The sequence below is a fragment of the Dysgonomonas sp. 521 genome, from assembly GCF_010501055.1.
Taxonomy (GTDB): Bacteria; Bacteroidota; Bacteroidia; order Bacteroidales; family Dysgonomonadaceae; genus Dysgonomonas.
In genome coordinates, this window is record NZ_QVMO01000085.1 from 1 (window position 1) to 15,229 (window position 15,229).

8 protein-coding genes and 1 pseudogene are annotated in these 15,229 nt (G+C 41.5%); all 9 read left to right on the forward strand.

The annotated features are described in order from the left end of the window. Positions 1-100: 100 nt before the first annotated feature. Positions 101-2,215: pseudogene (locus D0T84_RS18250) on the forward strand (SusC/RagA family TonB-linked outer membrane protein); the annotation flags it as partial. A 97-nt stretch (positions 2,216-2,312) separates the two neighbouring features. Further along, positions 2,313-3,992: a RagB/SusD family nutrient uptake outer membrane protein gene (locus D0T84_RS18255; RefSeq protein ID WP_163309293.1), complete on the forward strand. Its 1,680-nt coding sequence runs from the start codon at positions 2,313-2,315 to the stop codon at positions 3,990-3,992. Between the two features lie 37 nt (positions 3,993-4,029). Continuing rightward, entirely contained in the window at positions 4,030-5,412 is a 1,383-nt protein-coding gene (locus D0T84_RS18260) for a DUF4960 domain-containing protein (protein ID WP_163309294.1), read from the forward strand. 76 nt (positions 5,413-5,488) lie between these two features. Then, a complete protein-coding gene (locus D0T84_RS18265; RefSeq protein WP_163309295.1) occupies positions 5,489-7,003 on the forward strand; it encodes a glycoside hydrolase family 32 protein in 1,515 nt (504 codons plus the stop codon). A 10-nt stretch (positions 7,004-7,013) separates the two neighbouring features. Beyond that, positions 7,014-9,221, forward strand: coding sequence for a GH32 C-terminal domain-containing protein (locus tag D0T84_RS18270; protein ID WP_163309296.1), 2,208 nt, complete (start codon positions 7,014-7,016; stop codon positions 9,219-9,221). Between the two features lie 211 nt (positions 9,222-9,432). Beyond that, on the forward strand, positions 9,433-9,624 hold the full coding sequence (locus tag D0T84_RS18275; RefSeq protein WP_255495468.1) for a hypothetical protein: 192 nt from the start codon (positions 9,433-9,435) through the stop codon (positions 9,622-9,624). 487 nt (positions 9,625-10,111) lie between these two features. Then, positions 10,112-11,293, forward strand: a complete 1,182-nt coding sequence (locus D0T84_RS18280) for an MFS transporter (RefSeq protein ID WP_163309297.1) — start codon at positions 10,112-10,114, stop codon at positions 11,291-11,293. A gap of 20 nt (positions 11,294-11,313) precedes the next feature. Next, entirely contained in the window at positions 11,314-12,195 is an 882-nt protein-coding gene (locus D0T84_RS18285) for a carbohydrate kinase (RefSeq protein ID WP_163309298.1), read from the forward strand. Positions 12,196-12,286: 91 nt separating this feature from the next. Next, positions 12,287-15,058, forward strand: a complete 2,772-nt coding sequence (locus D0T84_RS18290) for a substrate-binding domain-containing protein (protein WP_163309299.1) — start codon at positions 12,287-12,289, stop codon at positions 15,056-15,058. Positions 15,059-15,229 lie beyond the last annotated feature (171 nt).

Consider the following 15,229-nt stretch of genomic DNA (forward strand, 5'->3'; position numbering starts at 1 on the left):
CTTTGCGCCACCCTGTTTTTGTGAAAATATTTTATACCCATCTATAAGTCAACGTGTTGTGATTTTGCACTTCTGAGGTTGTCAAAGTCAGGAGAAAGGAAACTATTTTTTCTCACTGGGCTACTATGACAATAATGCTTTAGTAAAGGAAACGGACTTTTCGCGTATATCTACCCGTATCAACAGTGAATACAAAATTCTAGGAGATTTGCTTACAATTGGTGAGAATTTCACAATGAACCGAACCTCCGAGGTCGAACAACCTCATCAAATAGTCGAGGCCGCTTTAATCGCTGTTCCTTTTATCCCGGTACATACTGTGGATGGTAAAGGCTGGGGAGGACCTGTCAGCGTATTGCCCGACCGTCAGAATCCGGCTCGCCTGATACATGACAACAGAGACAATCGCTACCGTTACTGGCGTATCTTTGGTAATGCCTATGCAAACTTGCAACCGATAAAGGGCTTGAATATCAGGTCTAGTTTTGGTCTCGACTATGGCAATTTCTATAAACGGTCACTTACATACAGCTATAAATCGGGTTATCTGGAAAGCGACAGAACAGCATCGGTTATGGAACAGGCACACTGGACCAGATGGACATGGTCGAATACAGCAACTTATGACTTCCAGATTGGTAAAAACCGTTTCGAAACATTGGCAGGAGCAGAAGCATTCCGTCAGGAAGATATCAACTTCTCTGCAAAGCGTGAAGGTTTTGCATTGGAAACCCCGGATTATATGTGGCCCGATCAGGGAACAGGCACGAGTGAAGGTACAGGTGGTGCAACTGCCTATACATTAATGTCATACTTTGGTAAGGTAAGTTACGCTTACGATGATAAATATTTGGCCTCGGCTACGCTCCGTTACGATGGTTCTTCGCGCTTCGGTAAGAATAACCGTTGGGGTACCTTCCCTGCTTTTACTTTGGGTTGGAGAATTTCTCAGGAAGAGTTTATGAAAAGTACATCGGATTTCCTGTCCGACCTGAAACTACGCTTCGGCTGGGGACAAACAGGTAACCAGGATATGAGCAATGTAGCTATCTACGATATATATGTGACTGATTACGGAAAAGGCAGCCCTACATGGAATTCAGTTTGGGGTACAGCCTACGATATATCCGGAAAAGGTTCAGGTATATTATCCTCCGGCTTTAGACGCAATCAATTGGCCAATCCCGACCTGAAATGGGAAACCACAACACAAACGAATGTCGGTCTTGACTTTGGCTTCTTAAACCAGGCGTTGTATGGTTCTGCCGAATATTATATCAAGAAAACAAAAGATATCCTTTATTTGCCGGGTTATTCTGCTATTAAGGGTGAAGGCGCCAGTAAGTATTATAACGGAGCCAGTATGGAAAATAAGGGATTTGAATTTTCTTTAGGCTACAGGGGACAGACTCAATCCGGTTTCGGATACGATATTTCAGGAAATATTTCTACAAATAAGAATAAGATAACTTACCTGCCTTCATCGGTATTAATGGACTTTGGTGGTGGAAATGGTAAATGGGATAATGGTCTTGGCCGCCCTTACGGATACAATGGTTTCTTTGCCCGCGACTTTTATGGTTATGTTGCAGATGGAATCTTCAAGTCTCAGGATGAAATAGACCACTATGCACGTCAGGATGGCAAGGGTATAGGCCGCATCAAATACCGCGACCTGAATAATGATGGTGTTATAGATGATAACGACCGCACATGGATCGGAGATCCTACACCTGACTTTGAATACGGATTGAATATCAACCTGTCATACAGGAACTTTGATCTGACAATGTACTTTCAGGGAATACAGGGCAATGATGTTATCAGCAACCTGAAACGAACTACCGACTTCTGGAGTGTTTCAGATACCCGTTCTAATAAAGGGCGTCGTTTACTGGATGCTTATCATCCAATTTCGAATCCGAATTCTAATATTCCTATGTTGTCATATATTGATAATAACAATGAACAACGGATGTCTACATACTTTGTTGAAAACGGCTCTTATATGAAATTGAGGAATGTGCAATTAGGCTATAATTTCCCTACATCTGTATTGAGCAAGATAAAATTAGGAAGTCTACGGACGTATATCAGCGCTCAGAATCTATTCACTATCCACAGTAAAAACTTTACAGGTGTTGACCCTGAAAATCCAAACTGGGGATATCCAATTCCACTGACTTTCACTTTTGGGCTTAATGCTTCATTCTAATTAAGTATAAAAGATTTCTAGATTTCTAGTATACTAGTAAACTTGAAACACAAAAACTAGAACTCTAGTAAACTAATAACTAGTAAACTCGTAAACAATGAAAAAAATAAAATATATAGCAGCAATCTTTGCTACAGCAATTATAGCTTCGGGCTGTAGCCTCGATGAAACACCACAGGGAATCTTGTCGGAGGAACAGGTAAAAAATCCGCAACAGGCAGACGGATTGGTAACAGCCGCTTATTCATCGCTTGGTAACGACCATTATGATACACCGTTTAGCCTTTGGCCGTATGGTACAATACGCTCGGACGATGCTTATAAAGGCGGAGGAGATATAAATGACATCGCAGCATTTCATTTCTATGAAATAAATACTGGTACAATGACCGATTTTGGCGAAGCAGATGGCCTTTGGTTCTTATGCTACAAATCTATTTCACGGGCAAATACCGCGCTCAGTGTATTAAAATCGGTTTCCGAGTCTGATTTTGCCTTGAAAAACACACGCATGGGTGAAATGTATTTTCTCAGAGGACATTTCTACTTTATGTTGAAAGTCGTGTTTGGTCATATTCCTTTTGTGGATGAAGACCTTCCTATTGACGAGTATGACAATGTTCCCAATACATTGTCTAATGATGAGCAATGGGCATGGATAGCCGAAGACTTCAAAAAAGCTTATGACCTGTTACCCGAAAACCAAAGCGAAATTGGTCGTGCCAATAAATATGCGGCAGCGGCATATCTCTCTAAAGCCTATTTATACAAAGCATATCGTCAGGACGAGAAGAATAATGTGACAGGTATAGATACTAACGATTTAGGTGAAGTACTTAAATATACCGAAGTTGTACTTAGTTCAGGAAAGTACGGACTCGAATCCGATTTTGCTTATAATTTCCTTCCGGGTTCATCCGAAAATGGCAAAGAATCGTTAATCTCAGTGCAGTATTCGAAAGATGACGGAACCATGTTTGGGCGTCTTAACTGGGGCGATGTATTATCCTTGCCACAGGGATTGGGCTGCTGCGACTTTCACAAGCCAAGCCAGAACCTTGTAAATGCATTTAAAACGGATAAAGGCTTACCTATGTTTGATAATTTTGACGATGCCAATTACAGTGCTGACAGGGACGCATCCGACCCACGCCTGTTCCATACAGTGGCATTGCCCGATTTTCCATTCAAATATAACCCCGACCTTATTTATGTAAACGAATGGAACCGTAATCCCAATGTATATGGGTATTATGCTTCACTAAAAGAAAATGTAGACCCTTCGTGCGATTGCTTTGTGAATATAGACCCATTCTATGGCAATACAAAGAACAGGGCGCTTATCCGCTATGCCGATGTAGTCCTTTTCCGTGCCGAAGCACTGATAGAATTGGGCAGACAGGGTGAAGCACTGCCGCTAATCAATCAGATAAGGGAGCGTGCTCAAAAAAGCGTGGACTATGTATCATATGCGCCAAACCTGAATATATCTCTTTATATCCCGGGAACAAACTGCACCTGGAATCAGGATTTCGCACGTCAAGCCCTGCGCTGGGAACGCCGCCTTGAGTTTGCGATGGAAGGCAGCCGCTTCTTCGACCTCGTTCGCTGGGGTATTGCTGCCAATGTAATGTCCGATTTCTTTAAGACAGAGTCGAACAGGATATCTTACTATAAAAACGCCCAGTTTACGAAAAATAAGAACGAATATATTCCGATTCCTCAGAAACAGATTAATTATGTAGGCGGCATTTATAAACAGAATGCCGGTTGGTAAATAAGAAAATACATATAAAAACATAAAAAATAAAACAATGAAGAAAGCAATATATTACTTAATTCCCTTCGTGTTTACCCTGTTTCTGGGATTGAATTTCACTTCCTGCAGCGATGACGACCATCCGGCTCTGGATGTATCAGGTGAAACAAAGATATTATCATTCAAAGTGGATGGTACAGAGGGTGCAATTGACGAAACAGGCAACACTATCACGGTAATGTTGCCGCAGACAGCGGACTTGACAAAACTCACACCTCAGATTGAAACTTCTCCGGGGGCAACTGTAACACCTCAGGGCGGTGCAGAGATAGACTTGTCCAAAATGACAACATTCAGGGTTGTAAACGGTAACCTGTATTCGGACTATAAAGTTGTAGCAGCACATATTATCGGTAAATTCATGGCCTTCAATATTGGTAAATATAAAGGCACGATCGATAACGAAGCTAAAACCATACATATCCGCTATCCTAAAACGGAGGATGTTACAAAACTTATCCCTGAATTTACTGTAACGGAAGGAGCAGCCGTATCGCCGGAATCGGGACAGGCTGTAGATTTCTCAAAACCTGTGAAATATACCATTTCATATATGGGACAGACGTTTGAATATACCGTCACTGTAGAAAAAGCCGATATTAAGCCGATTGGTTATCTGGGAGTATACAATACGGGTGATGCTATTGACAATGAGGATGAAAAAGCCGCTTATTCATGGTTAGTAAACAATATGCCTGATGTTCAATATATTTCATTCAACGATATTAAAAACGGAACAGTAAACCTTGACGAATTTGCCGTATTGTGGTGGTATACAGACGGAAGCACCCGCTCTCTGCCTACTGTAGCTACCGAGTCGGCAATAACAACAAGCCTGAAAGCATATTATGCGAACGGAGGTTCTTTCTTCTTCTCATCATGGGCGGTGCAGTATGCTGCTACGCTGGGGATACCGAAAGATGGAAAACCCGCTAATAATATGTGGGGTGAATCAAATTCCGCTTCGCAGGTAGAGCTGGGCGACGACTGGGGTATCTGTTTCACTGGCAACGAGTCACATCCTGTATTCAGAGGCTTGAATACTCCTGTAGGTGTCAATAACAAAGTATACCTGCTTGGTAAAGGCATCAAGGTTAAAGCACACAACGCTATCTGGAACTTTGTGGAAGACTGGGTGGAGTACAAGAGTGCTGGGGACTGGAGCGCAGCCAGCGGTGGAGTATGTCTGGGTAGTTTCCATTGGGACGACAGCGGAAAAGAACGTGCCGTGATATTTGAATATCCGAAAGAGGGAACCAGTGGCGCAACCGTATGTATAGGTAGCGAAGCCTACGATTGGTCTGTGGATGGAACAAACACACTACAAGGCAACCTGGAACAGTTGACTACCAATATTCTGAATTATTTATCAAACTAATGTAGGGGCAGGGCTTGTCCCTGCCCATCAAATCTGATAACCACAAGGGTTTTCCCTACTAAAATATAATATCAAAATGAAACTCAACTATAAAATACTCGGCCTAACTGCTATTCTGTTTTCAGCAGTAGCATGCAGCGATAACGAATATGTAACAAATGACCCCAATGCCGACCCTAATGCACCCAAATGTTACGATGTGAACGATTTATATCAGGACTATAATATTTTCTTTAAGCCCGAGCAGGGCTGGGTGGGCGACCCGATGCCATTTTACGAAAACGGTAAATTCCATGTGTTTTACTTGCAGGATGCAAGGGATGGAGCAGCTACTTTTCATCCGTGGTATGAAGCTACCACTACAGATTTCACTGCCTATGAAGATAATGGCGAAATGATACCATGCGGAACAGATGATGAGCAGGATGGAGCTTTGGGCACAGGTTCGGTATTTAAGCATAATGGTGTATATTATGGCTTCTATACAGGACATAACGGAAAACTAGACCCACGGGAAAAAATCCTTTTGGCAACCTCTACCGACCTGAAAAACTGGACGAAAGTAGAAGATTTCGAAATCCGGGCTTCGGATGGCTACGACCGCAACGAATTTCGTGACCCTGTTATTATCCGTGACGAGGCAAGCGGTACATTCAGGATGCTGATAAGTACACGTGCCGACTACAAAGGATCGTGGCGTGCAGTTATAGCGCAATACAGTTCCACTGACCTGAAGAACTGGACACTGGAGACCCCTTTTTACGATGATGACCAAACATTTATGATAGAATGTCCGGATGTATTTACCGAAGGCAATTACCAATACCTGATTTATTCCGATATTGATGATCGTATGGTGCATTACAAATATCGCAGGACAGGTACAACAGAATGGAGTACTCCTGAAAGAAATTCGTTGGACGGCATCGCATTCTATGCAGGTAAAACAGCTTCGGATGGAACGAACAGATATTTATTTGGCTGGGCTCCTACGCGGACAGCTAATAACGATTACTCCGATTTCAGTTGGGGAGGCGCCCTTGTTGTACATCGTTTGATTCAGAATGCTGACGGAACATTGAAAGTAACAATCGCCGATGGTATAGATACTAAACTGGCTAACACACAGGCCTTGAAAGTAACTTCAGATAAAGGAGCACAGAACCAGGCAGATACTTATACCCTGACAGCTTCCTCTGAAAAAGCTTTTTCAGTTTTCGACAGACAGGATGGAGCATATAAAATTTCTACACTTATCAAAGCAGCCACTTCTACTAAGTTTGGATTTGAATTTGGTGCATGTGGCACACGTAAAGAAGTATTTACATTGACGTTTGATTTGGAAAATAATCAACTAAGGCAGGATAAAATAGATGATGGTGAGACAGAAACAAAAACGAGTGTGTATCTCCCTGTTCCGGCCAACAAAGAATTTAATGTAAGCATCGTTGTAGAGAACTCGGTTTGTGTAGCTTATGTAAATGGTGAAATTGCATTCTCAAACCGTATTTATAAGATGAATCAGAATCCGTGGGCTATTTTCTCCGATAATGGTTCTGTAACATTTGCCGACTTGAAACTATCAAAATAATATATAAACCATGAAAACATTATTTAAGATATCTCTTATATTGTCACTCTTTATCCTGATAGGGTGTACATCTAAAGATATGACAATTGCGGATTTCGAATCAGGAACCTTTGATGGTTGGACAGTCGAAGGAGATGCTTTTGGCACTGCACCCGCCACCGGCAGCCTGCCCGGGCAGCAGGAGGTAAAGGGATTTGAGGGCAAAGGCCTAGCCAATAGCTATAACGGAGGTGATGATTCTCGCGGAAGCATGATTTCACCCGAGTTTACAATTGAAAGGAATTATATCAACTTCCTGTTGGGAGGCGGCAGGCACGCTGATACATATATCGAACTTGTTGTAGAAGGCAATAGCTTATACATAAGCCGTTCTGTGGTAGAAAGCGAAACACTGCAATGGATGACCTGGGATGTAAAGGCATACAAAGGCAAAAAAGCTCAAATCCGCATTGTAGACAATCAGCGTGGAGGATGGGGGCATATCCTTGTAGACCAGATAGTAATGAGTGATGAGGAGAAAAGCACATTTATGGTAGACCATCAGTTGTCTTTCGATGTAGATCATAAATATCTGCTGATACCTGTTGAGGCAGACGGCCCGGAATCTGTAATCGTAATGGAAGCCAATGGCGTAAAAAGCGCTAAAATGTATATCCGTGTGGCACAAACCAAAACAGACTATTGGGTACCCATCGATGTGGAAAAATATAAAGGACAAAAAGTAACCCTTACATTCGAGCATGTAAAGAAAACAGATACAGGATTTTCACAGATTGGGCAATCCGATTCTTTCGAGTTCGATTATAACGAGAAGTACCGCCCTAGTTATCACTTCACACCTCAGTATGGCTGGATGAACGACCCTAACGGCATGGTGTATCTGGATGGGGAATATCACCTGTTCTACCAGTATAATCCGTATGGCTCGAAGTGGGGAAACATGCACTGGGGACATGCAGTAACCAAAGACCTGAAAAAATGGGAGCATCTGCCTGTAGCTATTGCTCCGGATTCTTTGGGAACAATCTTTTCGGGTAGTGCAATCATAGACAAGAATAATACGGCAGGTTTTGGCAAAGATGCACTGATTGCTATATATACTTCAGCAGGACAAACACAGACGCAAAGTATCGCTTACAGCCTCGATAAAGGACGTACGTTTACTAAATATGACCATAATCCTGTATTGTCCGATCCAAGTATAGCCGATTTCCGTGATCCTAAAGTAATGTGGCACGATGGTACGCAACGATGGGTGATGTCTTTGGCTACATCTCAGACAATTACTTTCTACGGTTCAAAGAATCTGAAAGAATGGGAAAAGTTAAGTGAGTTTGGAGAAGGTATCGGCGATCACGGAGGAGTATGGGAATGTCCTGACTTGTTTGCTTTAACAACTCCCGACGGCAGAACTAAATGGGTATTGTTTGTAAGCATCAATCCCGGAGGGCCTAACGGCGGTAGTGCCACTCAATATTTTATAGGTGATTTTGATGGTAAAACATTCAAAGCCGACGCATTGCCATATCCTTTGTGGCTGGATTACGGACGTGATAATTATGCGGGTGTTACCTGGAGCAATGTTCCTCAGAGCGATGGACGCAGGTTATTTATCGGTTGGATGAACAACTGGGATTACGCTAACAATGTACCTATCTTAAATTTCAAAAGTGCGAATACAGTTCCCCGCGAGTTGAAGCTGATGAATAATGGTAAGCATCTTGTTGTTGCCAATCCCCCTGTCAAAGAAATGCAGGAATTGAGAAACGGCAGCAATAATGCCATTGGTGATATTAAGGTCAATAAGTCATATACTATTGATAAACTATTAGCTGATAATATGGGTGCCTATGAAGTGGAAATGATAATTAAGCCTTCTTCTGTAAATAGTTTTAGCTTTAAATTAACAAATGCTAAAGGCGAAAACCTACACTTTATTTTCGATCTGGCAAATGAAAAATTAAGTATAGACCGCCGAAATAGTGGACTTACAGATTTCAGCAATAATTTTGCTTCCATCAATATTGCTCCTTTGGTAAAGAAGGATTCATACAAAATCAGATTGCTTGTAGATAAAGCCTCTTCTGAATTATTTATTAATGATGGAGAACTCGTTTCAACGAATCTAATGTTTCCAAGTGAACCTTATAACACACTGGTCTTTGATGCGGATGGTGAATTGAACGTAGAAAAAGTAAATGTATATAAATTGAAATAAGGCGTTATTTCATGCCTGTAAATTTATCTATATACAGGTAAGTGGTAATTCTAATTAGTAGTTGATAACTAATTAAAAACGTTCTTTAATTTTCTGCTACGCGCAATCGAAGATTGCTTGTGTTCCTTAATTTTATGCATAAAAGCTATCTTAGTTTAAATCATTTAGCATTAGCTCCTACTGCCGCGCCCTCCCGGGCTTGCCCTTCCTTTTGGCATTGCCCAAAAGGAAGCAAAAGGCTAGTGCTTCGTTCCTCGGCGACCCACCAACGGCTTGCCGGCTGAAAGGGATAAACGGGCTATCGCCCCATCCCTTTCTACGCCGCCTGCACCGGGTGGGTGCCCGCCTGCGGAACGTATGCACGGAACCGCAATGCGGCGACAAGGCAGGGGCTTTTGTGTAGCTCTTGTCAGGCGTCAGCCTGCGCCGTAGGCTTCAAGTCCGGGGCACCCGTCGTGCGAAAACGGCGTAGAGCAAAAAGCTGTTTGAGCTTGTGCTAACACAAAAAGTCCATACAAGCTTTGGAGCGAGTTCTTTTTGCTCAGCCGTTGAGCGCGTAACGGGTCGGACGTTGAAGCGGGGCGCAAAAGCATTTTTGGTTCCTTTTGGGGCTTTGGCCAAAAGGAACACAAGCAATCTTTGATTGCGCGTAGCAAAAAGTTAAAGAATGTTTTAAGTAGCGAGGGCAGAACTAAAATTTATTTTATGTTATGCCGAGTCACGAAAAACGACTAATGAAATTGAACATATAATTATACTACTAATTGACATAAATAATAATTTAGACTAAAAAGGTAACAAGAAAACAATAAAAAAACTGTCACTTTTGTCACTTTTTTATTAAATATGATTGATCCTAAATGTGAAACAATATCGTAATATTTAAAATAATGAATAATAAAACAAGCGGCTTTTATGCCAAGATGCTTCCTTTGATGCTGGCGTTCTTTTGTATGGGCTTTGTCGATATGGTGGGAACAGCAACAAATTATGCACAAAAAGACCTTGGATTGGATGATGCCACGGCAAATATATTCCCTTCTATGGTGTTTTTCTGGTTCCTCATATTTTCCGTTCCTACAGGCATTTTAATGTCGCGTATAGGACGTAAAAAGACTGTCTTATTAAGCCTGGTTGTCACAGCCGTGTCTATGATTATCCCTTTGTTGTGGTATGACAAGACTTCGATGATAATCACATTCTCGTTGCTTGGTATCGGAAATACGCTCATGCAGGTGTCATTAAACCCTCTATTGTCGAGTATTGTAAGCGGCGAGAGACTGGCAAGTTCTCTTACTTTCGGACAGTTTGTAAAAGCAATAGCATCTTTCAGCGCACCGTTGATAGCTACCAGAGCCGCGTTGATGTTCGACGATTGGCGAATGATATATCCTCTCTTCCTTGTCATATCCGTGATTTCTGTTGTCTGGCTTGGAATGACTCATATTAGCGAGCAAAAAGAAAACGGTAAAAATGCTGGTTTCACTGAATGCTTCAAGTTGTTAGGCAATGGTGTTATCCTTCTATGCTTCCTCGGAATTATGTGCCATGTAGGTATTGATGTGGGTACAAATGTAACGGCTCCGCGCATATTGATGGAGCGTCTGGGATTGACCGAACTGAACGATGCTAATTATGCAACAAGTGTCTACTTTGCTTTCCGTACTATCGGCTGTTTCGTTGGTGCATTTATTCTGGCTAAATTTTCTGCAAAGAAATTCTTTGCGCTGAGTGTCGTATGCATGGCTCTGGGAATGGGTGGATTATACTTTATGCAGGGAGAAATTATCCTTTGTGTTTGCATAGGGCTAATCGGTTTTGGTAATTCAAATGTATTCTCTGTAATCTTGTCGCGTGCCATGCTGTATATGCCAGACAAGAAAAACGAAATATCGGGTCTTATGATTATGGGTCTGTTTGGCGGAACCATATTCCCTTTCCTGATGGGGTATGCAACCAAAGCACTCGACAATTCGCAGACAGGAGCTTTGATTGTAATGAGTCTTGGAGTGGTATATCTGCTTTTCTTAGCTATGAAGATAAAAGATAATATGAGCCCTGTAAATAAATAATATTCAGAAATAAAAATAACATGAATAATACAGTAGTAGGATTAGGTGAAATATTGTGGGATGTATTCCCCGAAAGAAAAGTTCTGGGCGGTGCCCCTGCAAACTTTGCCTATCATGTATCCCAGTTCGGATATAACGGTTATGCCGTAAGTGCAGTAGGCGATGATTTGTTGGGAAAAGAAATACTTGAGAGCCTTGCTCAAAAGGATTTGAACTATCTGATAGAAACAACAGATTTTCCGACCGGGACGGTAAAAGTTACTTTGGACAAGGCAGGTATCCCCCAATATGAAATTTGTGAGAATGTGGCCTGGGATAACATACCTTTCACAGCAAAGACAGAGAATCTGGCAAAGATTACAGGAACGGTCTCATTTGGGTCACTGGCGCAACGTAATGGTGTGTCAAGAGAGGCCGTAAAGAAGTTTCTGGCTGCTATGCCTGCGGATAGTTTAAAGATATTCGACATCAATCTGCGGCAGCATTTTTACACACAGGAACTGATAGATGAGTCGTTGAGGCTTTCCAATATGCTGAAAATAAATGATGAAGAAGTAGTCGTAGTATCCCGGCTCTTTGGAATGAAGGACGATAACGAGCAGGACGTGTGTAAGCGATTGCTCAACGATTACAATCTGGATATTGTTATCCTGACAAAAGGTACAGAAGGTAGTTTTGTTTTCACACCGAAAGAAACTTCTTATCAGCCCACACCTAAGGTACATGTAGCCGATACGGTTGGAGCAGGAGATTCCTTTACTGCGGCTTTTGTCGCCTCTTATATGCATGGCGAACGTATTACCGATGCCCACCAATTGGCAATGGAAGTTTCGGCATATGTGTGCACACAGCACGGTGCTATGCCCAGGCTGCCGGATGCATACCGGGAACTGTTCAGATAATTTATACGGAGTTATACTATAAAAAGTGCTGTATTGTGTAGAATGTACAGCACTTTTGCCTATCTTTGATTATAAGATTACCTTACAGACCATGAGAATACCGCCTTATATTTGTTACATATTTATAGTCCTATTTTTACTTTCTTGCCATCCCGACAAAAAATCGAACTACGTCATCGGTGTATCGCAATGTAGTGACGATTTATGGCGCGAGACTGTGAATAATGAGATGTTACGGGAAGCCTCATTTTTTCAGGGAACAAAATTGGTGATAAAGACCGTGAAAGATGATACGCAACAGCAAATAAAGGATTTAGAGTCGTTTATAGCAGCAGGAGTGGATTTGCTGGTGGTATCGCCTAACGAATCGGCAGCAATTACACCAGTCATTCAAAAGGCCATGCAACAGGGTATTCCTGTTATCCTACTCGACAGAAAAATTGATACGGAAGATTATACAACTTATGTAGGTGGGGATAATTATCAGATAGGTTATGAAGTTGGCTTATATGCAGCCGAACATCTGAAAGGTGCAGGTAATGTTGTCGAAATCAGAGGCTGGGAAGGTTCTACAGCAGATAAAGACCGTCACAATGGATTTATTACAGCTATCCAAAAATATCCGGATATAAAGATTATAGCCGAAAGGCGGGGCGATTTTCTCAAAGATGTAGCTCAGGAGCAAATGGCACAGGTGCTTAGGGAAGAATCCCATATCGACCTGGTGTTTGCCATGAACGACCCAATGGCTCTGGGAGTACACGATGCAGCCCTGAAATATAGTGGCAAGATGCCTTTTATTATCGGTATTGATGCTCTGCCGGGAGAGGGTGGTGGAATACAGAATATTCAGAAAGGATTGATGGATGCCTCTTTTATGTATCCTACCGGAGGAGACAAGGTTATTGATTTGGCTATGAAGATACTTTCGGGGCAGCCGTTTGAAAAGCAAAATATCCTTTATACAGCTGTTGTAGACAGGAGTAATGCACGCGTGATTCAATTACAGACCGACCAGATATATGCTCATCAGGGTAAACTGGAAACAATGAATGGTATGTTGAATCAGAGTATGACTCAATATTCCAACCAACGGACATTACTGTATGCAATATTACTCATCCTTCTATTAATCATTGTTTTACTGGTGTTTTCTATTAAAGCATACCGGACTAAAAGCCGAACAAATGCACAACTGGAACGCCAGAATAAGGAGATAAAGCATCAGGCGGAGGTACTGGCAGAGCAAAAAGAACAACTGATATTCTTATCGAAACAATTGGAGGAAGCTACTCATGCAAAGCTTGTCTTTTTTACTAATATATCACATGAATTCAGGACTCCATTAACACTCATTCTTGGTCCTGTAGAGACTTTACTTAATTCAGGAACTTTAGCTACAGAACAAAAGGAACTGCTGGATTTAGTGAAAAGGAACAGTAACAGCCTCTTAGGGTTGATTTCACAAGTGATAGAATTCCGTACTTACGAGAATGGAAAGATGCGTGTTTACCTTTCTAATAGCGATTTAAAGCAGTTTCTGGAGGATTTGAATATTGTTTTTTCCGACTATGCTAAGCGCAGGCAGGTAGATTTTTCTTTTAGCAGCGATAACTCTTCCTTTAATATGTGGTTTGATAAGGAAAAGGTGGAAAAGATATACTTTAATTTATTATCCAATGCATTTAAACATACCGAAAGGGCTGGGGAGATAAGGGTTTCTTTAAATAAGGAAATCGTTGATAATAAGGACTATGCCCGACTGTCAGTTTTCAATACAGGGAAAGAGATACCAAAAGATAAGATAAACAGTATTTTCGACCGTTTCTATAAAGTCAATCCTCATGATGCGGGTACAGGTATCGGCTTGGCCTTTACCAGTGCATTAGTTGATGTACATCAGGGTAAAATAAGTGTGGACAGTGAGGATGGAAAAGGCACTACATTTACCGTACTACTGCCTTTCGGACATATCGAAGGTGATATGATCGAAGATGATAATACCTACGAAAGCGGGTACACACAGAGCCTTATAGGTATAGAACCAAGCGCTTCGTCTGACGATTTGTTATTGAATAGCACAACAGACACAGATAAACCTATGGTACTGCTTGTAGAAGATAATGTCGATATGCGTAGCTATATGCTGCATATCTTGCAGAATGATTATACAGTACTTCAGGCTGAAGATGGAGAAATAGGTGTGGAAAAAGCTATCAAGTTCATCCCCGATGTAGTCATCAGTGATGTGATGATGCCCGGAAAAGATGGGTTTGAAGTATGCAATATACTGAAAGAAAATGTGTCTACCAGCCATATCCCGGTAATCCTGCTCACAGCGTGTTCGCTGGACGAACAGAAGGCCATTGGATTTGAAAGCGGTGCCGATGCTTATATTCCCAAGCCATTCAATGCGGAGCTACTGAAAATACGCTTACGCAAGCTTATCGAAAACAGACAGAAGATAAAACAGACGTTCAGCAACAGCCTGATAAATGACACAAAGAAAACGACTTTGGGCGATATGGAACAGGCTTTTATGAATAACTTTAAAAACTATATAGAGTTAAATATTTCCGACCCCGACCTGAATGTGGATGAAATCGCCCGCAATATGGGGCTCTCTCGTGTTCAACTTTACCGGAAAATCAAGCAATTGACAGATTATTCTCCTGTCGAACTGATAAAAATTATCCGCCTGAAATACGCTGTTGAGCTACTGAATGTAAAAAGTAAGACAATGTCAGAAGTCGCTTATGAGGCGGGCTTTTCTTCACCATCTTATTTTACCAAGTGTTTTAAAGAGTTTTATAAGGAAAATCCAAGTGATTATATTAAACGTATATCAGAGGGATTTGTTTGATCTCCGGTTACGGAGTTGTAATATCGGATTATATAGATAAAGGCTCACAGAATTTAAAAGAAATAATACTTAGTAATAACGTGAGTTCGAAATAAGATAATTACTTAAACATTAGCATAATAGCGATTTTTTGATTAACTTTAAGTATCTAACATTCAAAGTTTAATTAAA

What these genes read in the sequence shown, in the direction of transcription:
- D0T84_RS18285 (WP_163309298.1), top strand. Translation starts at nt 11,314, where the DNA reads ATGAATAATACAGTAGTAGGATTAGGTGAAATATTGTGGGATGTATTC.
- D0T84_RS18270 (WP_163309296.1), top strand. Translation starts at nt 7,014, where the DNA reads ATGAAAACATTATTTAAGATATCTCTTATATTGTCACTCTTTATCCTG.
- D0T84_RS18265 (WP_163309295.1), top strand. Translation starts at nt 5,489, where the DNA reads ATGAAACTCAACTATAAAATACTCGGCCTAACTGCTATTCTGTTTTCA.
- D0T84_RS18280 (WP_163309297.1), top strand. Translation starts at nt 10,112, where the DNA reads ATGAATAATAAAACAAGCGGCTTTTATGCCAAGATGCTTCCTTTGATG.
- D0T84_RS18260 (WP_163309294.1), top strand. Translation starts at nt 4,030, where the DNA reads ATGAAGAAAGCAATATATTACTTAATTCCCTTCGTGTTTACCCTGTTT.
- D0T84_RS18255 (WP_163309293.1), top strand. Translation starts at nt 2,313, where the DNA reads ATGAAAAAAATAAAATATATAGCAGCAATCTTTGCTACAGCAATTATA.
- D0T84_RS18290 (WP_163309299.1), top strand. Translation starts at nt 12,287, where the DNA reads ATGAGAATACCGCCTTATATTTGTTACATATTTATAGTCCTATTTTTA.